Below are 23,262 nucleotides of genomic sequence, written 5' to 3'. Positions count from 1 at the left end.
TCAGGTGAAGATATGACGTTTATTTCAATTGAGTTTTTACTCTTTCTAGCCATTTTGGTGGCGATGTACTATACGGTGCCGCATCGCTTTCGATGGATACTGTTGTTAGCGGCCAGTTACTTATTTTACGCGACGGTAAGCATCCAATTCATCCCGTTGTTGCTCGTGAGCACGGTCTTTACGTATGTCACGGGAATCCTCATTGAACGACAAGACGGCAAGCGACAGAAAAAGCGCCTCATGCTCGTGGGCGTCACGACTCTAGTTTTGTTCCTCGGTTGGTTCAAATACTTTAATTTCGTGAACGACTCGCTGCGCACGGTGGCCGCATCGATGGGCTGGAACTATGACATCCCGTATCGAGACATCGTCTTGCCGTTAGCGATTTCATTTTATACGTTTCAGGCGATCAGTTATCTCGTCGATCTGTACCGCGGGAAATTGAAGGCCGAGCGTCATTATGGCTACTTTTCGATTTACTTCGCCTTTTTCCCGCAGTTGGTGGCGGGGCCGATTGAGCGGGCCAAGAAGCTACTGCCTCAATTCAAGGCGGAACAACGGTTCGACTATGAACATGTCAGCTATGGGATGAAGCGAATCGCGTGGGGCTTCTTTAAAAAGACGCTCATCGCCGACCGATTGGCCCCGATAGTCGCAAGTGTGTTCAGTCAGCCGGATCCGACCGGTTCGGAGATTGTGCTCGGGACGATGTTATTTTCGATTCAATTGTATGCCGATTTTTCAGCATGCAGCGACATCGCCATCGGTAGCGCGAGGCTATTCGGCATCAAGTTGACGGAGAACTTCCGACAACCTCACTTCGCGGTGTCCATCGCCGATTTTTGGAACAGATGGCACATCTCGCTCTCGACGTGGCTAAGGGATTATATATTCATCCCGTTATGCAAAGGGAAAAAGAAGCGATATCAGATTTATGTCGCTATCATCATCACGTTTTTGGTGAGCGGCATCTGGCATGGGGCCGCTTGGAGTTTCGTCTTATGGGGGCTGATTCATGGTCTGTACCGCGTGTTCGGGGATGCGACGAAACATCAGCGGGAACAGATGGCATCCTTCATTCGACTCGACCGGACGCCTGAGCTTCATAAATGGTTGAAGATCGCGGTCACGTTCCAGTTAGTTTGTTTCTCACGCGTCTTCTTCGTGTCCGACTCGGTCGCGCAAGCGTTTCATCATGCCCGTCTGTATGTGACGCCTTCGTCATGGGCGCCGCTGGAGCTGGTGAACGCACTTGAAGTATTCTCGTTGCTCGATTTGATTGTGTTTCTTTTCTTCTTTACGACCGTCCACGTGTTTCAGTACATCGAACGGACGAAGGGATCGGCATGGGACTGGCTGGCCGAGCGTTCGGCCTTTACGAACGTGGCGATTCAACTGTTCGTAATTGTGTCGGTGATTGTGTTCGGTGTTTCGAGTGAAGGATTTATTTACGGTGGTTTCTAAAAAGGGCCAATTGAAAGGATTTGCTATGAGAAGTATATGGATGAAAATTGCGGTGGTGTTGATCACTGTTGTCCTCTTGTTGATCCCGCTCAACAACTTTGTCAAAGAGTCGTGGGCATATAATAACAACCGCGGCGTGTTGGCGTTTCAAGAAGACCCATTTCCTTTGGATATCATCAACTTGGGAACGTCTCACGCGATGTTCGGCTATGCGTTCAAACCGCTCGGCCTGTCGCATCTCGATTTGGCGCTGCCGAGCCAAACGATTGAATACGATTTTAAAATGTTGAAGCAATACGACGAGCATCTTCGTCCGGGCGGGGTCGTCATCGTCTCGCTCTCGCAGATCACGTTCAGCAACGTGGAAATCGGACGAAAAGAAAACTATTATCAAGTGTTGGATCAGGAAGACATCGAACCCGTCAGTACGTTTGATTACTACACGTACACGTCAATCCCTGCGTTGAACAGCGGGAGCGTCTATACGGCGCTGTCACGAGAGATTCGTGATTTTAGATGGGAGTCTCACAAACCGTGGGTGAACAACGGCAAAAATTATTCGGAACGGAAATACGAGATGGTCGAAGCACAGTATAAACAGGCTGTGGAGAATCGTGACATCGAACAAAATATGAAACAACTACAAGAAATCATCGATTATTGTGAACAGCAAGGGTACAACGTCGTATTGGCGATGGAGCCTGTGCATGAGTCGTATCATGCATACTTTGACGAAGACGTGATGGAGCGTCATGTGTTTCAACATTTAGAGGCACTCGACCTAGACATACCGTTCTTAAACTATATGGGTGATCAGCGATTTGTCAGCAATAAAGATTATTTCCATAATCCGGATCATTTAAACGGGGACGGGCGGAAACTGCTGTCCTCGCTAGTCTATGAAGATTTAAAGCGACTCGGTTATCTATAAGCAGTCTAAAAAGGAAATCTACATCGTTGTGTAGATTTCCTTTTTGTTTGGCTTCACATTATGCATGGATTTCACTCATCAACGCATGTGTGTTGTCCTCAGAATCTTCAAAGAAGACCATCCATGTTTCGAGATGTTCGACTTATAAATACAAAACGGAGCTGGATTTTGCGAAGTCATTGATATTCAACGGGTTCGTCGCATGCGTTGAGCCGCGAACAGTCCTAGTGCCAGGACGATCGTGAGGCCGATCTACGTGAACACGTAGATGAGCGGCGACAAGGTTGTTCCAAGGATGACCTCATCTTGCAACACGACGACCGAATCTGCTTGAGCGATTATGTCTGGCTCATAGTTGAGTGTTCGGATGAAGCCAATCCCGAACGTACCGACGAAGTATAGGAGGTGGAGTGCGGTCGAGAAAAGGATGGCGCGTTTCGTGATGTTCAATTCAATCTCCCTTTCCGTGTTTCGCTTGCTGACTTTGTGAAAGTTTTTCTTTCATTTGCGCATGTAATTTGGTGACGGTCCCATCCGGATGTGGGGAAATCGAGACTTGGACGTGGACCGGGAACATGGTCCATAGATCGGTCGGATAGTACGAACCGTCACGAGGCACCCGATGACCTTGGATCGTGAATGATTCGTCTTTGTCATCGAGGTATAATACAAGTGGGACCGACATGCCCGTGCCTTGTTCGAAGCGGTCTCCTTCTTGGATGTACTCTTGAATGAGCGCCCAAACATAGACCTCATTTTTCGTTGTATTCGTGTCGAGGATTTTATACGTCGTCCATACGTCGCCGCCGAAGTTTGGCTCCATCACTTCTGTCGTCAAATAGCGTTCGATCTCATTTTGATCAACGGAAATGGATTGGCTCATCGAGACGAATGATTCTCCTGTTGCCGTGTGATAGACGCCTGAGACGAGCGTGATCGTACAAAATGTGGTCAACATGAGTTTTTTCAAAGGAGGTCCCCCGTATCTGTGCACTGATCAAAGATTTGCTTTTATCGTAGTGTATTTATTACGAATTGTGGGATTTATTTACTAAAATTTAAAGGGGATGATCGGATGCAAACAATCTACATAGCAGGTGGCTGTCTCTGGGGCGTCCAGGCGTTCATCAAGACGCTACCTGGTGTCATTGAAACGGAAGCTGGACGTGCGAACGGGACGACGAACACACTTGATGGGGACTATGATGGCTACGCCGAATGCGTTAAAACAACGTTTGACCCAGAAGTCGTTACGATCGATGAATTGATGGATTACTTGTTTGAGATCATCGACCCGTATAGCGTCAATCGTCAAGGCGAGGACGTTGGGGAGAAGTATCGGACCGGTGTCTATAGCGAGGATCTTCGGCATGTGGATGCGGCCCGTGCGTTTATCCACAGACGGCGTGATGTCGACCGGATTGCGCTCGAGGTGTTGCCGCTCACGAACTACGTACGGAGTGCGGACGAGCATCAAGACCGGTTAGAACGCTGTCCGGACGATTATTGCCATATCCCGCAAACGTTGCTCCACAAATACAAATAAGAGCCGACACAGTGATATGCTCCCCAATAGGTAGACAGATGAAATAACAAATCTGTTTATCTGATTGGGGAGTGTTTTTTTATGGCGAGAAGTCGACATTCGATTGAACAAAAACTGAGTGCACTGCGTATGATGGAAGAAGAAAAATATACTTGGAAGGAAATTATGGAGGCTCATGACGTCTCTTGGGATACCCTCCGGGTATGGAAAGCCAAATTCGATACCGGTGGGATCGATGCGTTGAAGGAATCGAAGACATGGAGAGCTTACACCCGGGAACAGAAGGTCGCGGCCGTCCGTGATTATATCGACGGTCTCTCCAAAATGGAAACCCTCTCCAAACACCACATTAGTAGTTCGTCTGTTCTTCACAGATGGATTAAGCAGTATACTAGTCATAGCGAGTTAACAGATTCGAGAAAAGGGATGGATCGAGCTATGGCAAAAGGGAGAAAGACCACATTCGAGGAACGGATTGAAATCGTCAGGTACTGCCTGGAGAACGGACGGAACTATCAACGGACCGCCGAGATATTCGCCGTGTCTTACCAGCAGGTCTATGGCTGGACGAAAAAATATGATACCGACGGTGTGCACGGACTCGAGGACGGGCGCGGACGGACGAAGCAAGAAGAGGAACTGACCAACGAGGAAAAGCTGGAACGTCGCATCCAACAGATCGAGCGTGAGAACGAGCGCCTGCGGGCCGAGAACCTGTTCCTAAAAAAGTTAGAGGAGATCGAGAGGAGAGGTTGATCAGCCAGATCCGGCTACAGCTGCGATACACAGCCATCGAGGAATTGTCGACAACCGACACGTTCTCGGTCGTGCTCCTTTGTGAGATCGCGCAGGTCTCACGGGCCGCCTATTATAAATGGTTGAAGCGTACCGTCTCGGTACGCGAAGAGGAGAACTCGAGCTTATTAGAGGACATCCGGCTTCTCTACGACCAGGTGAACGGAACCTATGGCTATCGACGGATCACCATGACGGTCAACCGAAGACGACGCGAGCATGGCCTGCCGGCATACAATGAGAAGCGTATCTATCGTCTCATGCGTATCCATGAGATCCGTTCGGTCATCCGCCAGAAGCGAAAACGGTACAAAAAATCGTCACCGCAACATGTGGCCGAGAACTTGATGAACCGAGAATTCAGTGCGTCCCGACCGGACGAGAAATGGTGTACCGACGTCACCGAGTTCAAATATGGTGCCGGGAAGAAGGCATATCTGAGCGCGATCATCGACCTGTACGACGGCTCGATCGTCGCCTATCGTATCGGTAGGTCCAACAACAACGGGCTCGTCTTCCATACGATGATGCCAGCCATCGCGGGGCTCCGTACAGGAGCGGGTCCGATGATCCATAGTGACCGAGGGTTCCAATATACCTCGAGAGGGTTCAAACGCATGGTAGAAGACGCGGGACTGACCCACAGCATGTCCCGAGTCGGACGTTGTATCGACAACGCCCCGATCGAGAGTTTTTGGGGTACCTTGAAAGTGGAGATGTACTACTTGCGTGAGTTCCAGGCCTATAGCGAACTCACAACGGCCATCGAGAACTACATATCGTTCTACAACCACGATCGTTTCCAGAAACGACTAAACGGCTTGAGCCCTGTCGAATACAGGTCTCAAGCCGCCTAGGCTGGTTTTTATTATTTGCCCTGTCTACTTGACGGGGAGCAGTTCACAGCGTTGTGTCGGCTCTGTTTCGTTAATCGCGTGTGAGTACGTTGACGAGCAACTGATGCACGACGTCATGGTCACGTACGTCGTGTAGCTTATAGTCTTTCCCGGGCAATGTATACCACTCAGCCGCCCCGACGTAAGTGATGGCGAGTTCGAGCGTGCCGTCTTCTTGGCACGTCGTCTTCAGTTCGAGCTCTCCGCTAATGACGCCGACTTCTTCAGTCATAACGCCATGTGAGGCTTTGAATGTAGAGGAATGTTGATGCATAGCGGACTCCTTTCTGAATCAGTAAATGCAAGCGTTGATGGCGGTTTGAAGGGCCGCTTTCTCTGATGACTGAAGGCTCAGTCCCCAACGGCTCTTTGTCTCGACCCACATCTTCGCATAAGCGCAGCGTGCCCCGGTCCGTGTCGGCTGCCATGTTGACGGATCTTGGTCACCTTTTGAGCGGTTCGAGCTGGCTGAGACGGCAATCAGTTGTGGGCCAGTTAAATCGTTGGCGAAACTTTGGCGTTTCGTCGTCGTCCAACTGTTCGCGCCTGAACGCCATGCTTCAGCCAAAGGTACGACGTGGTCGACGTCGAGGCTAGATGGCGACGTGAATGTGACTCCATCGTAGTAACTGTACCATGACCCTGACGTGACCGGGCAGTCGCCGACGTATGAGTCCGCGTCGCGTTTCAAGACGATTTGACGGGTGTCACAACCGTTGCCTTGACCGCTCCAATGCGGGAACAAGTCACGGCTATAACCGGTCATCGCACCTTCAGTCTTGACCGTCAACGCGTTCAGCTTTGTGAGGGCGCTCGATTTCGACGGGATACCAGGTGGGAGCGCCGAAGCGGTCGGAGTGGTTAAGTGGAGCGACGTGACGATTAAAACGATGGCGAACAAAGAACTGATGCATTTTTTCAACATGTTTGTGCCTCCTATTATGTATGACGACTGAACGACTCACATCTATAATTTCTGGATGCACATCGAATATACACGGCAGAGTCAGCTGAAAGATTGAAATTTACGAAAATGAATCAAAAGATTAGAGAAGTTGAGGTCAGGGACATGAGACATGACATCAGACGTCCCGGCTTTAGAACTACTGACATACGCGTGAGCAACAACTATTGGTATAATGAAGTCGGTTTGTAGTCAAGAACGAAGGAGTTGGAACAGATGAATCAAAAAGACATCGCGGCAATCCGAAAGCATTTCAAGTTGAATGCGGAAGCGGTCAAAATCGCTGAAATTTATAATATTTACATCCGGCAAGACAGCAACGAGATCTTCCACGAAGAGATGCGGTCGTTCCCGTTTTTGGAGCAAGAGCACCAAGAGCTATTTTTGACGAGTTTTAAGAAAGTACTCGGCGGCAAGCTCGACGAGAAGCTGTTTGAAGTGAAGTTCGAGCACCCGGAAGCGGGTCAGACCGACCATACGCAGACATTGTTGTACAAAGGACTGCAGACAGAAGACTTAGAGGACTGGGCCGCCTCGATGCAGAAAATCGCGTTGAAGATGGTCCAAGACGCCCCGTTCGAGAAAGATGTCGTCGTCACGTTCATTCGTTTCCAATACAATAAACCGACGCGGCGTCATTCCGAAGAGACGGAAATCGATATGCGCGACGAGGTGTACACGTCACGGTTCATCCTCGGCAGCATCAACCAGACCGAACTGCCGAAACAGTCGCTCGTGTTCGACTTTATCGAGCGTGAGTACAAATCGAACGTCTTCATCAATCCTGTCATCAAACTCGACGCACCCGTCGGCGGCTTCTTGTTCCCGTGTTTCACGGACAACGCGGCCGACGTCAACCATGTCCTGTATGCGGCCCAGAAGGCGCATCAACCGGACTTCGGTTTTATCGAGCACGTGTTGAATGGCACAGAAATCGTGACGGCGGTTGAAGAGAAAGCGATGTTCGAAGAAGTCGTCAAAGCCGTCATCGGGGAAGAAGTCAACTTGGCGACGCTCGCCACCGTCTATGAAGAGATCAATTATTTGATCGTCGCGGAAGAAGAGCGTGAGGACGAGGACGAGACGGTCCCGATGCTTGACGCACGAGCGGTCGAGGTCGTGTTGAAAGCGAGTGGCGTCGAGGACGTGACGACGGAGAAAGTCGAGCAGGCGTTCAAACAAGTCGTCGATGATACGCAATACGAGATGAAGGCGAGCAGCGTCGTCCCGAAGTATACGTCGAAGTCGATTAAAATCAACACGAAAGTCGCAAATATCACGATCAGCCCGCAAGATTTGAAATACGTGAAGCAAGTGAACGTGAAAGGCAAACGATGTCTGTTAATCGAATTAGAAGAGGACACGGAAATCGAAGGATTCAAGTTGATCTCGGAAGAACTGTTCGACTAATTCATCTCGGCTGGACGAAATCCGTTGCACCCGACAGAGCTGATTGAGCATGTGCTCGCAGCGATTGTTCTCTTTACGATGTTATGTATTTCACGGGAAATGGTGAACGGTGATTCGCACGCTAGCTGTGCTCTGTATGCAAGGTAGAAGTGACCGGATATCGTGCGCGAAACAATACAGAGTTGAAATTTTTAGAGTGAGAGATGAAGGCTCAGGCGACATTGCCTGAGCCTTTTTTTGACAATCAGGTGAGGAAGGTTGAATTCAAGACGTGTTATCGGTATGATTCTGTTGAAAGCGTTCTCTCGAAACCGTTATTTTTTTACTGTTTTTCGAAAGCGCTTTCGATAACGTGGTCAAAACATAAAAAAAGGCTCGGAGAGATCAAACTCTCCGAGCCCTGGATTGGTTATTTATGTGCTTTACTCACTTTTAGCTTTTTGCCTTTGATCGGTGTCGACTCCATCGCCTGAAGGACGAGTGAGCCTTTCCCGTTCAAGATGTCGACGTACGTCATCTGATCGGTGATCGTGATGATGCCGATGTCTTCGACTGTCACACCTGGGATTTTGGCGATCGTACCGACGAAGTCGATGGCACGAAGTTTTTTCTTCTTCCCGCCGCTAAAGTGAAGCTTCAGGATGTCTTGGTTGATGCGGGCCGTCTTGTTGTTACGGACGACGCGTCGACCGCTCAACTTCTCTTCGAACGCCGCTTTGCCGCGAGCGACTTGTGCTTCGGTCGGGGCGTCCATCGTCGGGATCTCGAACTTGATGAACGCTTCGATGGCGCGAACGAATTTACCTTCATAAGGAGTCGCGAGCGTGAGGGCTTTCCCTTTGTTACCGGCGCGGCCTGTCCGTCCGGTCCGGTGCACGTAGCTCTCTTTTTCCATCGGGACGTCATAGTTGATGACGAGATTGACGTTATCGATATCGATGCCGCGTGCCGCGACGTCTGTCGCGACGAGATAACGGAAGTTGCCCGTCTTGAACCCTTCCATGACGGCGAACCGGTCTTCTTGCTCGAGTCCACCGTGGAGCCGTTCACAAGAATAGCCGGCCTTATCGAGCTCGCCATACACGGTGTCGACATGTTCTTTCGTCCGGCAGAAGATGAGACAGCTGTCAGGATTTTCGACGACAGTGATGTTTTGTAACACCGACAACTTGTCTTCATTGCGGACTTCGATCAAGCCGTGCTCGATCGTCGAGGCCGTGACGCCAGCAGACTCGATCGAGATGCGGGTCGGCTCGTTCATGTGTTGTTTGCACAGACGCTCGATGTCATTCGGGAACGTGGCCGAGAACACCATCGTGACGCGATCAGTCGGTAGCTTTTGAATGATGGCTTCAACGTCGGCGAGGAAGCCGCGGTTCAACATCTCGTCCGCCTCATCGATGATCAAGTACTTGATTTGGTCCAAGACGAGCGTTTCACGTTCGATATGGTCCATGACGCGTCCCGGTGTCCCGACGACGATATGCGTCTTCTGTTTCAAGTCTTCACGTTGTTTCGAGAACGGTTCTTTCCCGTAGACGGCAGTCGCCTTGATTCGTTTGAAGCGGCCGATGTTCGTCATGTCTTCCCGGACTTGGACGGCGAGCTCGCGTGTCGGTGTGAGAATTAACACTTGTGGTTTGTTTTCTTCCCACTCGATCATTTCAGTGATAGGAATGCCGAATGCGGCCGTCTTGCCGCTCCCGGTCTGTGCTTTAACGACTAGATCTTGGTGCTCGAGTGCGAGCGGGATGACTTTCTGTTGCACTTCTGTCGGTGCCACGTACTTCATGATACCGAGTGCGCGTTGGATGTCTTCACTTAAGCGGTAGTCCGCAAAGTTTGGTTGATTCATATGTTTACCTCGTTTTCGTGTAAGAAACTTCTGTTGTAGAAATTTTCATTAGCAATTTGGATTACGTCTCATTATACACGAAAGGGAGCGGTTCGTCGTTCATCCGTGAAATCGAGCGAGTACGAAGGGGGGAAGGTCGACCTGACTTCTACCGTCTAACGCTGGTTGCGTCAACACTTCACCGATGACACGACCGAATTTGAATCCGTGTCTGAACAAGTAAGATTTAAGTCAACGGATAAAGCTGTCATCAGCAAGGTAGCGGTGATTGAGAAAGGAGCATTCAGTTCATGTCGACTCAAAGTAACCCGTACGAACGGTTAGTTGACGAGTTAAGTGCAGTACATATTCGAGAGACGATCGATGGCGTCGAGACGACGATCAAACCGATTCCGGACTCAAATGAACAAGGCGATCTCGACCCACGCGTGTTGGCGAACACCAATCAACACGTAACAGGCGAGGAGGCACCGGCACCGTTTGACCTTGAGGCCGTCCGCGCGAGCATGGGCTGGCCGAACCGTGACGTGACGACACGTCCGATTACGACGGAATCAATCTCGATTCCAAGTCTTGAAGGCGACATCCCGGCCCGACTCTATCGGCCCGAGTCAGACGAGCCGTTACCGGCCGTCCTGTTCTTCCATGGCGGCGGCTTCTTTGGCGGGACACTCGATACGGTCGAGAACCCGTGCAAAGCGCTCGCTGAGAAAGCGAACGCGGTCGTCGTCTCGGTCGACTATCGGCTCGCGCCGGAGCATCCGTTCCCGGCTGGCTTGCATGATTGCTTTCAAGCGGTCAAATGGGTATACGACCAGGCCGATGAGCTCGGGGTGTTGCGAGACATTATCGCCGTCGCGGGCGATAGCGCCGGGGGAAATTTGGCGACCGGCTGCTGTTTACTCGATCGTGCGCAACAGACGAGCATGATCAGCTTCCAGGCACTCATCTATCCGGTCGTCAATTTAGGTTCGGTTCCGACAGATGATTACGCATGGGACATCGCACAATACGATATCCGACATCATCACGACTTGGTTCGCGGGATGGTGCTAGCGCTCAGCGATTCGGATTCGATGTTCAACAACATTTATTTACAAGGTGCGACCGACGTGACGCATCCGCTCGTATCGCCCTTGTTGGCGGACGACTTGAAGAACCTCCCACCCGCGCTTATCGTGACGGCGGAGTACGATTATTTGCGCTTAGAAGGCGAGGCGTACGCGAGGAAACTCGCACGCGACGGTGTGCGAACGCGGCTGATCCAATACCGCGGGATGGATCATGCCTTTATGGACAAGCTCGGTGACTATCCGCAAGCGGAAGACTGTATGACTGAAATCGCAAATGCAATGAAGGAGATGACACGATGAAACATTACACATTGAACTGGGATACGTATAAACAACTGGCGCGAACGGCGGTCGCCGAAGGGGCTGTCCTCTTAAAGAACGAACAGACGCTGCCGATCCAGGCGGGGACGACCGTGTCCGTGTTCGGTCGCAGCCAATTCAACTACTATAAGAGCGGGACCGGCTCAGGAGGGATGGTCAACGTCTCCCACGTGACGAGTCCGCTCGAGGCGCTCCAAGCGAGTGAAGGCATCCAGCTGAACGAGTCGCTCCTTCAGACGTATGAGGCGTGGGTCGAAGAAAACCCGTTCGACAAAGGTGTCGGCTGGGCCGGCGAACCGTGGTCACAGCCGGAGATGGCCGTCACGGACGCGCTCGTCGCGGAAGCGGCAGCCAAGTCGGATATGGCGCTCATCATGATCGGGCGTACGGCGGGTGAGGACCGTGACAACACGGCCGACCCGGGCAGCTACTTGTTGACCGAGATCGAGAACGAGTTGATCGAGAAAGTGTCGAAGGCGTTTACGAAGACGGCCGTCGTCTTGAACGTCGGCAACATCATCGATATGAAGTGGGCGACGGACTATGAGCCGAGCGCGATTCTTTACGCATGGCAAGGGGGATTAGAAGGTGGGACGGGACTCGTCGATGTACTCACAGGCAAAGTCAGCCCGTCCGGCAAGTTGACAGACACGATCGCCCGGTCGATTGACGACTATCCGTCGACGAAAAACTTCGGTCACGCCGACAAAGGAATTTATCAAGAAGATATTTATGTCGGCTATCGCTATTTCGAGACGTTCGCGAAAGACGAGGTGCTCTATCCATTCGGTTTCGGGTTGTCGTATACACGTTTCAGCACGGAAGTCGTTGAAACGAGCGAACAGAACGGTTTGATTACGATCAACGTCGCGGTGACGAACACCGGGGCAGTTGACGGGAAAGAAGTCGTCCAGTTGTATGTCGAGAAGCCGCAAGGCGTCCTCGGTAACCCGGCGCGCGCCCTCGTCGCGTTCGATAAGACAGGTCTGCTTGCACCAGGAGAGCGGCAAACGCTCGAATTCTCCGTCCCGGTCACGGAATTTGCGAGCTATGACGATCGTGGCGTCACCGGACACGCGTCGAGCTTTGTCTTAGAAGCGGGGACGTACCGGATTCACGCTGGGACGGACGTCCGTTCAGCTGTCGCGGTCTTCGACTATGAGCTCGCCGAACTACAAGTCGTCGAGACGCTCAGCGAGAACATGGCGCCGGTCACACCGTTCGACCGCATCAAGCCGGTCGCAAGCAGCCAAGGATATGAAGTCAGCTATGAAGAAACACCGCTGCGCCAGGTTGACGTCGAGGCACGTTATCTCGCCGAACGTCCGATGCAGCGCCATCAGACAAGCGACAACGGCTTGAAGCTGACGGACGTCTATCACGGGAAAGCCGAGCTTGAGACGTTCCTCGACCAGTTGACGGATGAGGACCTCGCCTGTATCGTCCGCGGACAAGGCATGAACTCGCCTCGCGTGACACCAGGGACGGCCGCCGCGTTCGGCGGCGTGTCGGACCGTTTGAACGAGCTCGACATTCCGGCCGCTTGTTGCGCGGACGGTCCGTCTGGTATCCGGATGGACATCGGCACGAAGGCGTTCGCGTTGCCGAACGGGACGCTGTTAGCGTCAAGCTTCAACGTGGCGTTGATCGAAGACCTGTTCGAGATGACGGGACTCGAGATGCGGAAAAACCGCGTCGACACGTTGCTCGGACCAGGAATGAACATCCATCGTAATCCGCTCAACGGACGGAACTTCGAGTACTTCTCGGAAGATCCGCACGTGACGGGCAAGATGGCGATCGCCCAGTTGAACGGGATGCACCGCGTCGGCGTGACCGGTACGCTCAAACACTTCAGCGCCAACAACCAAGAAGCGCACCGCCACGACATCGACTCGGTCGTCTCGGAACGGGCGTTACGCGAGATTTATTTGAAAGGGTTCGAGATGGCGGTCAAAGAAGGCAAGGCGACGTCGATCATGACGACGTACGGTGCCGTCAACGGCGTCTGGACGGCCGGGCTATATGATCAGAACACACGTGTCCTTCGCGACGAGTGGGGCTTTGAAGGCATCGTCATGACCGATTGGTGGGCGAAAGTGAACCACCATGAAGATGAGCCGGCGAACCGTCAGAACACGGCGGCGATGGTCCAGTCGCAGAACGACTTGTACATGGTCGTCGACCGTCCGGATACGAACTCGTTCGACGACAATACGGGAGCGGCACTCGCTGCCGGTACGTTGACGCGGGCGGAACTGTTGCGGAGTGCGGCGAACATTTGCCGCTTCGTCTTGCAGTCTCCGGCGATGGAGCGTCTGCTCGGGCTTCATGACGGTTCAGTCGAAGTGATCGGACTCGACGAAGAAGAAGGACAAACGATCGATTTCGATGTGACGTATCAGCATCTTGCGAACGGAGAGAGCGTCAGCTTGATCGACGCGGACACATCGACGGGGAACACACACGTCTTCGCCGTATCGGTCGATGAGACGGGCACGTACGACGTGACGATCACGGCCCGTTCGGAAGCAGGAGAGCTCGCTCAAATGCCTGTGACGCTATTTGCGAACAACATCCCGGGTCCGACGTTCACGTTTAACGGAACGGGCGGGGAATGGGTGACGCAGACGAAGCAACTGTTCTTCTTGAACCAACACAACTACTTGCAGCTCTACTTCACACTCGGCGGTCTCGACGTGAAAGACATCACGTTCACGCTCGCTGACTCGTTCAGTATGAAGAACGGATAATTGAAAAACGCCGTCTCGAAAAGAGGCGGCGTTTTAATATGCTTTTAGGGATTTCCACGTCGATTCATGGCACTGAAGAGCCGTGGTTGTCACACATCCAGTTGGAGAACGATTTTTGTGAACGTCTTAAAATCATCGATGTGCTTTTCGAGAATCGCTTCAAGAATATCGAGTTGGAGTGCTTGATAGTCATGGACGGCGATATTACGGAATCCGACCATGTTCACGAGCGTCTTCGCTAGGGCGCTGTCAATGATGCCTGCCTCCTCGAGCATGATGAACCCGTCCCGGCTCGCTTTGGGCACGCCCAATTTCTTTTGGCTGACTAGGTACATCGCGATATCGATACTCGCTTCACACGCACGTTGGATATTGAGAATGATGCTGTCTTGCTTCGTGAAATCGTGTAGGTGATCTGGATTATCGTCATACACGTCATGGATTCGCTGAAGACAGCGTTCGATTGTCGTCACTTTGTTCAACACAACATCATTCATCGAATACACTTCCTCTAGCTTTGATTTCTTTCAAGACGATGTCTCGTTGTTCGTTCAATTCGGCATACATCCGATATGCTTTAATGCGTTGCCGTACCCATTCATTTTCGTCTCGAATTAGGAGAGGGATGCCCTCTGAGAATATCTGCATGGCAAAGACGGTATCGACTTCACGGATATCGACGAGGTCGACATCTCGTCCACATAGAAGTGCTAATTCGCTGGCCAAGTTGAAGCGTTCATATGGTGAGAGTCGCTTCTGACTAAAGTATGCTAAATCGACATCACTATCCTCACGATCTTTTCCTTTGGCGAATGACCCGAACAACAAGATGAAATCCGCGTCTGTTTCACGTTGAAGCGTTTCAATGATCATTTGTCTTACTTTTTCAGAAATCATACTCTCACCTCCTCATTTCATTATACGCTCTCTAGTATCGGCCTGAACATTTATTCAATCAGAAAAAATGAATCATAATCGGATAAAGAGTCGTATAGAGGATAACACGGAAAAAATGGAGGGATGATAATGAACACGCTTTACATGAAACAGAAAGTCTTCAGCTTGCGCGGACGGTTCACGATCAAGGACGCGGATGAAAACGATATGTATTTCGTCGAAGGGAGCTTTATGAAGCTGCCGAAGTCGTTCACCATCTCGGACAAGGATGGGCGCGAGATCACGACCATTACGAAAAAGACGTTCAGCTTCTTACCGAAGTTTTACGTCGACGTCGAGGGCGAAGAGACGATGACGATCTCAAAAGAGTTCACCTTCTTCAAACCGCGTTATACGATTGACGCAGCAGGGATTGAAATCGGTGGCGACTGGTGGGATATGGACTTCGAGGTGACACAGAACGGGCAAGTCATCGGCAGCGTCCAGAAGAAATGGTTGTCATGGGGCGACACGTATGAGATTCAAGTGATCGATGAGACGATGGAGCACATGCTCATCTCGATCGTCGTCGCCATCGATTGTGTGAAATCAGATCAAGCGGCAGCGAGTGCGGCCACATAAAGGGGATTGAACGATGGAGTTTTGGGACGTCTATAACGTTGACCGAGAAAAAACAGGGTGGACGTGGCAGCGGGGCAATCGTCTCGAGAATGGCGATTACCATCTTGTCATCCACGTCTGTATCTTTAACAAGCAAGGACAGATGTTGATTCAGCAGCGTCAGCCGTTCAAAGACGGCTGGTCGAACATGTGGGACATAACGGTCGGCGGCAGTGCCACGGTCGGCGACACGAGCCAACAGGCGGCGATGCGCGAGCTTGAAGAAGAGATCGGTCTGACACTAGACTTAACAGACACGCGACCACATTTGACGATCAACTTTGACGAAGGGTTCGACGACATCTATCTTGTCGAAATGGATGTCGATTTGAATAAGTTGACGCTTCAAGAATCAGAAGTGCAGGCGGTGCAGTGGGCGGATGAGGCGACGATTCTTAACATGATTCGAGCGGGTGAGTTCATCCCGTACCACGAACCGATGATTCCATTGTTGTTCGCGATGCGAGGCCAATGGGGAGGAATCAATCATGTGGCAGCAGTACACGTGGATTAACGAGCCGAGAGCAACAGATGTACGGGAGAGACTTACCTTCGAGACAGAAGCGGACACCGATTTTTGGCGCAACACCCACTACGGTTTCAACCGGATGACGGCGCACGCCTTGTTGACAGATGTGTCGACCGAACAGTTCACGTGTCGCGCGACTGTAGAGATGAAGCCGAGCTATACATACGATCAGGCTGGCATTTTGTTGTATGTGAATGACGACCATTGGCTCAAGACGTCGATCGAATACATTCAGGATTTTCAGTCACATTTTCAGATTGGACAGTGAGGAAAACTTAAGCATCGACCTGATTTATGGGTTGGTGCTTTTTTATGTGTCATTTTCATTTCACTTCAAGAAAATGGTTGAATCTAGGTAGGTGAAAAAATTATAATAGACATAACGAAAGCGCTTTCGGAAAACGCTTTCAATGTTCGTGCGTTGTTAGAGGAGAGGCAGGTACGACTGGAGTGTGTCTGCCTTCATTTATGTCAAAGGAGGAATTTTGATGAAGAAATGGGTAGCACTTGCTCTCGGTACCGGACTTGTCTTGTCAGCCGCACAAGGCGCATCTGCCGAAAAGCCAGAGAAAAAAGACAATACGAAATGGAAGCTCGTCTGGGCGGATGAGTTCAGTAAGAAAGAGATCGACCAGACAAAATGGAATTTCGATACGGGGAACTGGTTACTCGGCAAGGATGGGAATCCAGTGGCACCAGGATGGGGAAACAATGAGAAGCAATTTTATACGGACAAAAACAAAAACGCTTTCGTAAAAGACGGCAAGCTCGTCATTCGGGCTCAAAAAGAGCAGACGACGGACGAACTTGGGACGTATGACTATACATCGGCGAAGTTGACGACGAAAGGGAAGTTCAATCAAACGTACGGCCGTTACGAGATGCGGGCCAAACTTCCAATCGGCAAAGGGCTATGGCCGGCGTTTTGGATGCTTCCGGAAGATGACCGTTACGGTGGTTGGGCCGCTTCGGGTGAAATCGACATCATGGAATCGTGGGGCAGTCAACCAGACAAAGTCGCTGGGACGATTCATTACGGTGAGACGTGGCCAAACAACAAGTATACGGGCAAAGACTATCACTTTGCAGAAGGTAACGGCATCGACAAATGGCATACATATGCCGTCGAGTGGGAGCCGGGCGAGTTGCGTTGGTATGTCGATGGAAAACTGTATCAGACCCAAAACGATTGGTACGCCAAAGGTTTGAACCAAGCGACGAAGTTCAGCTACCCGGCGCCGTTCGACCAAAACTTCTACTTGATCATGAACTTGGCCGTCGGCGGTTGGTTTGACGGGGACGTCGATGCGACGACACCGTTCCCGGCCGAGATGGAGGTCGATTACGTCCGTGTGTTCGATTTACAGAACCGCGACTACCGCAAGGCGGTCGAACCGGTGTACACGGACGAAGAAATCGTATTGCCGGACGGAGCGAAACAACCGTCTGAAGACGGAAACCTCGTCTACGACCAAGATTACACGGAGCCGATCACGACCGTGACGAACGGTTCGCAAGCGCTCGATCCGACGTACTGGAACTATGTGGCCTTGCCAGACTTTGGCGGCGTCGGGACGGTTGATGTCATCGAACAAGCAGGCTCACGCTTTGCCGACATCTCGATCACTCAAGCCGGCAGTCAGCCATATTCGCACCAATTGATTCAAAACGTCTCGCTCGGTAAAGGCGGACACTATAAAGTGACGTTCGACGCGAGTGCCGATTCGGCCCGTTCGATCGCCGTGAAAGTCGGCGGCGGACCAGACCGCGGCTACGCGAAATACTCGGATGAAGGTTCATTCGATTTGACGACAGACGTACAGACATATTCGATGACGTTTGATATGGCGGAAGACACGGATCTCGCGGCACGTCTCGAGTTCAATGTCGGACTCAGCACGGCCGGCGTTCAAATCGGGAACGTCCGTGTCGAACAGACCGAGCGTGCAGCGCTCGACCCGAACGCTACGAAACCAGCGCTCGGCGACGGGAACTTGGTCTACAACGGAACGTTTGACCAAGGCGCGATGGACCGCTTGACATACTGGCAGTTCGACCCGGGCGCAACGAAAGGGACGGCTACAGTTGACGAGAAGTTGCGTCACTTCAAGTTCGTGACGAACCCGAAAAAGGGCGAACCGGCAACGCTCGTCCAAAACGGGATTCAACTGACGGAAGGTCATGACTACGTGTTGCGCTTTAAAGCGAGAGCGGAACGCATCAAAGCACTTCAAGTCGGTTTGAATGGAGCCGACGGCAACACGTATCTCCCGCTTCAAGACGTCGCGTTGACGCGCGAGTTTGAAACGATCGAGATCCCGTTCACGATGGGACAAGCGACAGACCTGTTGAGCCAGCTCCAGTTCGTGCTCGGCTCGGCGAAAGGCTCGATTGAGCTTGACGACGTCAAACTGTTCGACGTGACACCGATCGCGATCGACCCGTCTCCGCTGAAGAACGGATCGTTCACGGACGGGTTGACACATTGGGGCTCTTACGTGCACTTCGATGCGCAAGCCGCGGTTGAAGCGGTGAACGAAGCCGCTCAAATCTCGATCGGGCAAGAAGGACAGGAACCTTGGAGCGTCTTGCTTGAGCAAGGCGGTCTTGAACTGCACCAGGGACAGACGTACGTCGTCCGTTTCGATGCTTCTTCGACAGTCGCGCGCAACATGGAAGTGACGGTCGAGAACGCGGCGTATACGCGTTACTTGAGCCAAATCGTTCAAGTCGGACCTGAGACGAAAACGTATGAGTTTGAGCTCACGATGGGTCAAACCGATATGACAGGATTGAAATTCTTGCTCGGACGCACGGACGGTTCGCCGCTCGGTGCGCACGATGTGACGATCGATAATGTCAGTGTGACAACGAAATAATGCAAACAAGGAGCGTCTCGACATTTTCGAGGCGCTCCTTTCGCGTGTCATTGAACGTTTTTTCGACTGATGAGCCGGGCCGTGCGCAACAAGGAAGGCAGGAGCGTCCGTCGTTGCCGGAACGCCAAGTAGCGGCCTTCCCATGTCGGTTTGAACTTGTTCTTAAATTGCCTTAACCCACTGAACGGATAAATGTAGCTGATGTTCTCGAAGATGTCCGCCGCGATCCGCTCGGGCCAGTAAGCGAACGTATGCTCACCGACCGATGCGAGTGGGGCGACTCCGAGCCCGACATCGGCATACCCATTCTCCCGCGCCCACTCGATTACGTGAAGAATCAGTACTTCGATTGAGCCGGGCGGGGCGTCACAACACGAGCGCATCAAGTCAATCGATACGGTACCATGCCCGCGCAGCAGCGTGATGAAGGCGACAATTTGTCCATCGACGTCCTTCAGCAGCGCCATCGGATAATGGGATAGGGACTGCTCGTTGAAAAATCCGAGCGAGAAGCCTTTCTCACTGCGATTACCGATCCATTCTTCGGAAATATCTTTTAACGAGGTGATGATCGCCTCGTTCGGTCGCGTGATCACGTCCACGGTAAAGCCTTTTTTTATGAACTGGTTGTTTAGGGAGCGCATGTTCGCACGCTTTTTACCTGTCAGTGAGAACGTATCGACATTGATCGTCGCCTCTTCGCCGAGCTTGAAAAACGTGAAGCCAGCGTCATGCAGGCGCGGCATCCAGTTCGGTGTGGCTTGATAGAACAACGGGACATAGCCGAGATGATCGGTCGCCTCAATGAACTGAATCAACAGCTCGGAGGCGGCACTCGTCTCACCTTGTATGTCTCCTAAAACGATTGCGTGATTACCAGATAACGCGAACAACAGGCAGGCGTTGTCATCAGGCCCATAATAGACGCGCTTGTCATTCATGTAAGCCAAATCAAACGTGTGTGATGTCGCATGCGTCGTCTGGAACCGTTCAAAGCGCACCGGTTCGAACGCCTCACCAAGACGGGGACGCTTCAGACGGTTAAACAAGACGAACAGGACACTCAATAGCAGGCCTGATATCATGACAGCGCTCACGCTTAACAGGGCAGCTTGATCCGGTTCAAAGAAAATCGTGTCGCTTTGACTGAATGACTGGAGCAAAATTGCATGTGTCCCGACATATAGACTGACGTACAACACGTTTCGGAAGAAGCGGCTGATGGTCAGGATCGAGCGATACCGGGTGTGCTGGTTTCGGGTCAGCCAAACGAACAAGGCAAATCCGACCACGACCAACGCTTCGAACAAATTGAACCCGCGTGCGAATATACCAAGCGTCGCGAAGAAGAACGACACAGCCGTGATCCACAGCACCCGTTTCGTGCGGATATACATGCCGTAGGTGCTCACTAACGTCAGGAGTCCGGCAACGAACAGACAAAGCGTCCCGACCCATTGCATCCAAGGGGCTGTCACATAAAGCGGGGCCACACTCGGGAGCAGCGTTTGAAACCAGAGGACGAGACTCGTCATCAAAGCGATCAGACTGCCGGCGAGCCGACCGGTCTTGGCGAGTGTCCGCAACACGGTGCGCCAGACGACCGTCCCGATTTCATACGATGAGCCGATGATCGGTTTGTATTCGATTTGTTTGACGACCTGGTCCCCGAAGGCGATCGCGGCTAAAAACAAACCAATCATGAACGGGACGATGAAGTAGACGAACCGATAGACGATCAAGGATGACAAGACAATCTCTTGATCGATGCCGAGCTGCGTCATCCCGACCAAATACAATAGATCAAACGAGCCGGCTCCGCCTGGGACGAGTGAAACGACCCCGACGATTGTGGCGACGATGAATACGCCCAGCATACTAGCAATCGGGGCGTCCCCGCCGAGGAGATACAAGGCGTACAAGGCGACGAGTCCTGCTGTCACCCATTCCGTGAATGATGTGGCGATGTAGCCGAGTAACGTCGACCAGCTCAAGTTCGATCGTTTGCGGGTCATATAGATGTAAAGTGGCAAGACGGCTAGCGTTGCCAGCAATATGGGCCAAATCCACTGCTTCGTCGATATCAGCGTTGTGGCCGGAAATAGGCCGGATAGGACCCCGATCGACAGTAGAGACAGTCCGCTGATCAGCGTCGGTGTCATCCAACCGATAGCCCGGAGCAGTCGCAATGTATCCGTGTACGGACGATACAGCGAGGTCCTGAGTGCGATGCCGATGACGCCGCCGAACCCGAGCATGCCGTTCATCGAGTTGGTGATCCAAGCCGCACGAAGCAACTTGTGGAACGGGATATGAACGTTCAATGAGCGGAGTAAAAAGTAGTCGTATCCGGTCATCGTCAGGACAGCGAGCAAGCCGAGAAGAATCAAGCTGGATTGTTCGAATCCTGTCAGTTTTTCTAACGCCGAGAAGGCGGCTGCGAGCGATAAGTTTTGTAGTTCTTGCCCGCTCTGATAAAGAATCAGGCCAATCAATAGGAATGGAACCAACCATTTCAGCTGCTTCCAAGAAAGTCGTTTTTGCATCATGTTTTCTCCTTACGGCTACGAGCTTAGTGTTAGCAGTATATGCTGTTTTGCTTGTCAGGAATAGTTAATCCTGTAGTGTATACGACCCGAATTCGCACATCGATTCAAAAACATGAACAAGTCGCACATTGAGCCTAGTAAAAAAACATCAAACCCCCTATATTTGGTACACTAAAGGTGTCCTATCTTGACGTCTTGATCGGCGTAGTGAACTAGGACGATTCCCGTCACCTTAGGAGACATTTTGGAGGAAATTATGATTAAATTACTAGCCGACTCAACTTGCGATTTATCAGACGACATTTTAGTAAAATATGATATCGGTGTAGCTCCACTCATCATCACGATGAACAATAAATCGTATGAAGACCGCGTCGATATTCAGCCCGATGAGTTTTACGGAATGTTGGAAGCGCTACCGGAATTTCCGACGACGGCGATGCCGAGCCCGGCGACATTTTTGAAACTGATGGAAGATGCCGTCACGGCCGGCCATCACGAAATTTTATGTATCTGCATGTCGAGTGGGACGAGTGGTTCGTATCAATCGGCCGTGCTCGGCAAAGAATATTTTGAAGAGGCGCATCCGGATTCGACGGTGAAGATTCATATTGTTGATTCCCGTTCGATGAGCCACGGCAGTGGTTGGTTACTTATGAAGAGCGCGCAGATGCGTGAAGCGGGTGCGACGTTCGAGGAACTCGTCGACTTCAATGAGGCGTATAAGATAAAAGTGAAGCACTTCTTGTCGGTCGACGACTTGGATCATTTGATCAAGAGTGGCCGCATCTCGAACGCGAGCGCGATCATCGGCAAGCTGTTGATGGTCAAGCCGATCATGAGCATGAAGAACGGGAAAGGTGCCATCGTCGCCAAAGAACGCGGAACTCGGAAAGTGCTCAAGCACTACACGGACGAGTTCATTAAACGCTACGACAAGGACATCACGAACTTCATCATCATCGGTTATACGTCGGACCAGAAAATCGCTGAGAACTTGAAAGTGAAAATCCAAGCCGAATCGGACTTCGAAGGTGAGATCTATCTGATGCAGATGGGTGTCTCGGTCGGCACGCACGTCGGCCTAGGTGCGATCTCGATGTTCTTTGTGGAAAAGTGAAGCAGTGAAGCCGTCTCGTGATGAGACGGCTTTTTCTGTGGATAACGTTATCCACAGGTCGGGTCCGACCAGACGCGTTTGACTGAAAAAAAGTTATCCACAATTTTCAACTGATAGACGTCCGGATTACTAAGATTCCGCCACGTCTCGAAATCAAACTGGTTATCCACATGTTGTAATAAGAGCGCGAGCAGATTGCCGTGCGTCACGAGAATCGTCGGACCGTTTATTTGAGTGACGACGTCCAAAATCCGAGCAGTTGCGTCTAGGCCCGATTCAGCTTCGGGTAACTTGAACGAAGGGTCGTCGAACGAGTGGCGGAGTAGGTCGAACCAATCAGCCCTCGGTTCGAGCGAGAGGATGCGCTCACGAAGCTTCGGTTCCTGTTCAATCGTTAAGTTCCGCTCGTTAGCGACAGGTGTGATTGAAGCGACGGCCCGAGTGTAATCGCTTGAGATGATGCGCTCGATCGGGATGTCTTGAAAGAAAGCAGAAAGGTCGAGCGCTTGCTGTTCACCGGTTTCCGTGAGCGGAGCGTCCGGCTCTTGACCGGTGGCCGAGCAATGACGGACGAGATAGATGGTTGGCATGGTGGATTCTCCTTGATCATTTTTGATGAG

21 protein-coding genes are annotated in these 23,262 nt (G+C 51.7%); 12 read left to right on the top strand and 9 right to left on the bottom strand.

The window, feature by feature from the left end; all coding sequences use genetic code 11:
* Positions 1-12: 12 nt before the first annotated feature.
* Together EVJ30_RS07210 and EVJ30_RS07205 are read left to right on the top strand one after the other, a co-directional pair.
* Positions 13-1,464, top strand: coding sequence for an MBOAT family O-acyltransferase (locus EVJ30_RS07210; RefSeq protein ID WP_131468546.1), 1,452 nt, complete (start codon positions 13-15; stop codon positions 1,462-1,464).
* A 40-nt stretch (positions 1,465-1,504) separates the two neighbouring features.
* A complete protein-coding gene (locus EVJ30_RS07205; RefSeq protein WP_236636036.1) occupies positions 1,505-2,395 on the top strand; it encodes a hypothetical protein in 891 nt (296 codons plus the stop codon).
* A 252-nt stretch (positions 2,396-2,647) separates the two neighbouring features.
* On the opposite strand, the gene EVJ30_RS07195 is transcribed toward EVJ30_RS07205, so the two are convergent.
* Together EVJ30_RS07195 and EVJ30_RS07190 are read right to left on the bottom strand one after the other, a co-directional pair.
* On the bottom strand, positions 2,648-2,845 hold the full coding sequence (locus EVJ30_RS07195) for a hypothetical protein (protein ID WP_131457797.1): 198 nt from the start codon (positions 2,843-2,845) through the stop codon (positions 2,648-2,650).
* Between the two features lies 1 nt (position 2,846).
* The gene (locus tag EVJ30_RS07190) at positions 2,847-3,365 is read right to left on the bottom strand and encodes a hypothetical protein (RefSeq protein ID WP_236636033.1); all 519 of its coding nucleotides are present in this window, start codon (positions 3,363-3,365) and stop codon (positions 2,847-2,849) included.
* 105 nt (positions 3,366-3,470) lie between these two features.
* Between EVJ30_RS07190 and EVJ30_RS07185 the strand changes: the two genes are divergently transcribed.
* Together EVJ30_RS07185 and EVJ30_RS07180 are read left to right on the top strand one after the other, a co-directional pair.
* On the top strand, positions 3,471-3,941 hold the full coding sequence (locus tag EVJ30_RS07185; protein WP_131457796.1) for a peptide-methionine (S)-S-oxide reductase: 471 nt from the start codon (positions 3,471-3,473) through the stop codon (positions 3,939-3,941).
* Between the two features lie 81 nt (positions 3,942-4,022).
* Positions 4,023-5,593, top strand: a protein-coding gene (locus EVJ30_RS07180; protein WP_131468544.1) for an IS3 family transposase whose coding sequence is annotated in 2 segments (ribosomal slippage) — positions 4,023-4,662 and positions 4,662-5,593 — 1,572 coding nt in all. Because the reading frame shifts where the segments join, the coding sequence is not laid out codon by codon here.
* Between the two features lie 70 nt (positions 5,594-5,663).
* On the opposite strand, the gene EVJ30_RS07175 is transcribed toward EVJ30_RS07180, so the two are convergent.
* Positions 5,664-5,906 (bottom strand): hypothetical protein, encoded by a 243-nt coding sequence (locus tag EVJ30_RS07175; protein ID WP_131457795.1) that lies wholly within the window; start codon positions 5,904-5,906, stop codon positions 5,664-5,666.
* Between the two features lie 18 nt (positions 5,907-5,924).
* Entirely contained in the window at positions 5,925-6,557 is a 633-nt protein-coding gene (locus tag EVJ30_RS07170) for an HNH endonuclease family protein (protein ID WP_016509106.1), read from the bottom strand.
* A 255-nt stretch (positions 6,558-6,812) separates the two neighbouring features.
* Here EVJ30_RS07170 and EVJ30_RS07165 point away from each other — a divergent pair, with 255 nt between their 5' ends.
* Positions 6,813-8,006 (top strand): DUF4317 domain-containing protein, encoded by a 1,194-nt coding sequence (locus EVJ30_RS07165; RefSeq protein WP_131457794.1) that lies wholly within the window; start codon positions 6,813-6,815, stop codon positions 8,004-8,006.
* Between the two features lie 409 nt (positions 8,007-8,415).
* On the opposite strand, the gene EVJ30_RS07160 is transcribed toward EVJ30_RS07165, so the two are convergent.
* Positions 8,416-9,861: a DEAD/DEAH box helicase gene (locus EVJ30_RS07160; RefSeq protein ID WP_131468542.1), complete on the bottom strand. Its 1,446-nt coding sequence runs from the start codon at positions 9,859-9,861 to the stop codon at positions 8,416-8,418.
* Positions 9,862-10,151: 290 nt separating this feature from the next.
* Here EVJ30_RS07160 and EVJ30_RS07155 point away from each other — a divergent pair, with 290 nt between their 5' ends.
* Positions 10,152-11,234 (top strand): alpha/beta hydrolase, encoded by a 1,083-nt coding sequence (locus EVJ30_RS07155; protein ID WP_131468540.1) that lies wholly within the window; start codon positions 10,152-10,154, stop codon positions 11,232-11,234.
* Entirely contained in the window at positions 11,231-14,008 is a 2,778-nt protein-coding gene (locus EVJ30_RS07150; RefSeq protein WP_131468538.1) for a glycoside hydrolase family 3 C-terminal domain-containing protein, read from the top strand. Before EVJ30_RS07155 ends, EVJ30_RS07150 begins: the two co-directional genes overlap by 4 nt.
* Before the next feature lie 89 nt (positions 14,009-14,097).
* Here EVJ30_RS07150 and hepT read toward each other — a convergent pair whose 3' ends face one another.
* The gene (gene hepT, locus EVJ30_RS07145; protein ID WP_131468536.1) at positions 14,098-14,505 is read right to left on the bottom strand and encodes a type VII toxin-antitoxin system HepT family RNase toxin; all 408 of its coding nucleotides are present in this window, start codon (positions 14,503-14,505) and stop codon (positions 14,098-14,100) included.
* Entirely contained in the window at positions 14,498-14,905 is a 408-nt protein-coding gene (mntA, locus tag EVJ30_RS07140) for a type VII toxin-antitoxin system MntA family adenylyltransferase antitoxin (protein WP_131468534.1), read from the bottom strand. The genes hepT and mntA overlap by 8 nt, the downstream gene beginning before the upstream one ends.
* A 129-nt stretch (positions 14,906-15,034) precedes the next feature.
* Here mntA and EVJ30_RS07135 point away from each other — a divergent pair, with 129 nt between their 5' ends.
* The 4 genes from EVJ30_RS07135 (at position 15,035) to EVJ30_RS07120 (ending at position 18,973) form a co-directional block, all read left to right on the top strand.
* On the top strand, positions 15,035-15,526 hold the full coding sequence (locus tag EVJ30_RS07135; protein ID WP_131457789.1) for an LURP-one-related/scramblase family protein: 492 nt from the start codon (positions 15,035-15,037) through the stop codon (positions 15,524-15,526).
* A gap of 13 nt (positions 15,527-15,539) precedes the next feature.
* Positions 15,540-16,079 (top strand): NUDIX hydrolase, encoded by a 540-nt coding sequence (locus EVJ30_RS07130; RefSeq protein WP_131468532.1) that lies wholly within the window; start codon positions 15,540-15,542, stop codon positions 16,077-16,079.
* On the top strand, positions 16,054-16,362 hold the full coding sequence (locus EVJ30_RS07125) for a DUF1349 domain-containing protein (protein ID WP_131457787.1): 309 nt from the start codon (positions 16,054-16,056) through the stop codon (positions 16,360-16,362). The genes EVJ30_RS07130 and EVJ30_RS07125 overlap by 26 nt, the downstream gene beginning before the upstream one ends.
* A gap of 220 nt (positions 16,363-16,582) precedes the next feature.
* Positions 16,583-18,973: a carbohydrate binding domain-containing protein gene (locus EVJ30_RS07120; RefSeq protein ID WP_201739065.1), complete on the top strand. Its 2,391-nt coding sequence runs from the start codon at positions 16,583-16,585 to the stop codon at positions 18,971-18,973.
* Between the two features lie 47 nt (positions 18,974-19,020).
* On the opposite strand, the gene mprF is transcribed toward EVJ30_RS07120, so the two are convergent.
* Positions 19,021-21,519, bottom strand: coding sequence for a bifunctional lysylphosphatidylglycerol flippase/synthetase MprF (gene mprF / locus EVJ30_RS07115; RefSeq protein ID WP_236636030.1), 2,499 nt, complete (start codon positions 21,517-21,519; stop codon positions 19,021-19,023).
* Positions 21,520-21,778: 259 nt separating this feature from the next.
* Between mprF and EVJ30_RS07110 the strand changes: the two genes are divergently transcribed.
* Positions 21,779-22,642, top strand: coding sequence for a DegV family protein (locus tag EVJ30_RS07110; protein ID WP_131457784.1), 864 nt, complete (start codon positions 21,779-21,781; stop codon positions 22,640-22,642).
* Between the two features lie 47 nt (positions 22,643-22,689).
* Here EVJ30_RS07110 and EVJ30_RS07105 read toward each other — a convergent pair whose 3' ends face one another.
* Complete coding sequence (locus EVJ30_RS07105) at positions 22,690-23,232, bottom strand: histidine phosphatase family protein (RefSeq protein WP_131457783.1); 543 nt, start codon at positions 23,230-23,232, stop codon at positions 22,690-22,692.
* Positions 23,233-23,262: the final 30 nt, after the last annotated feature.

Origin of the sequence: Exiguobacterium sp. SH5S13 (genome assembly GCF_004337085.1) — a bacterium.
In the GTDB taxonomy this organism is placed as follows: domain Bacteria; phylum Bacillota; class Bacilli; order Exiguobacteriales; family Exiguobacteriaceae; genus Exiguobacterium; species Exiguobacterium aurantiacum_A.
The sequence above is the reverse complement of the archived record's forward strand: the minus strand, read 5'-3'. Positions and strand labels throughout refer to the sequence as shown.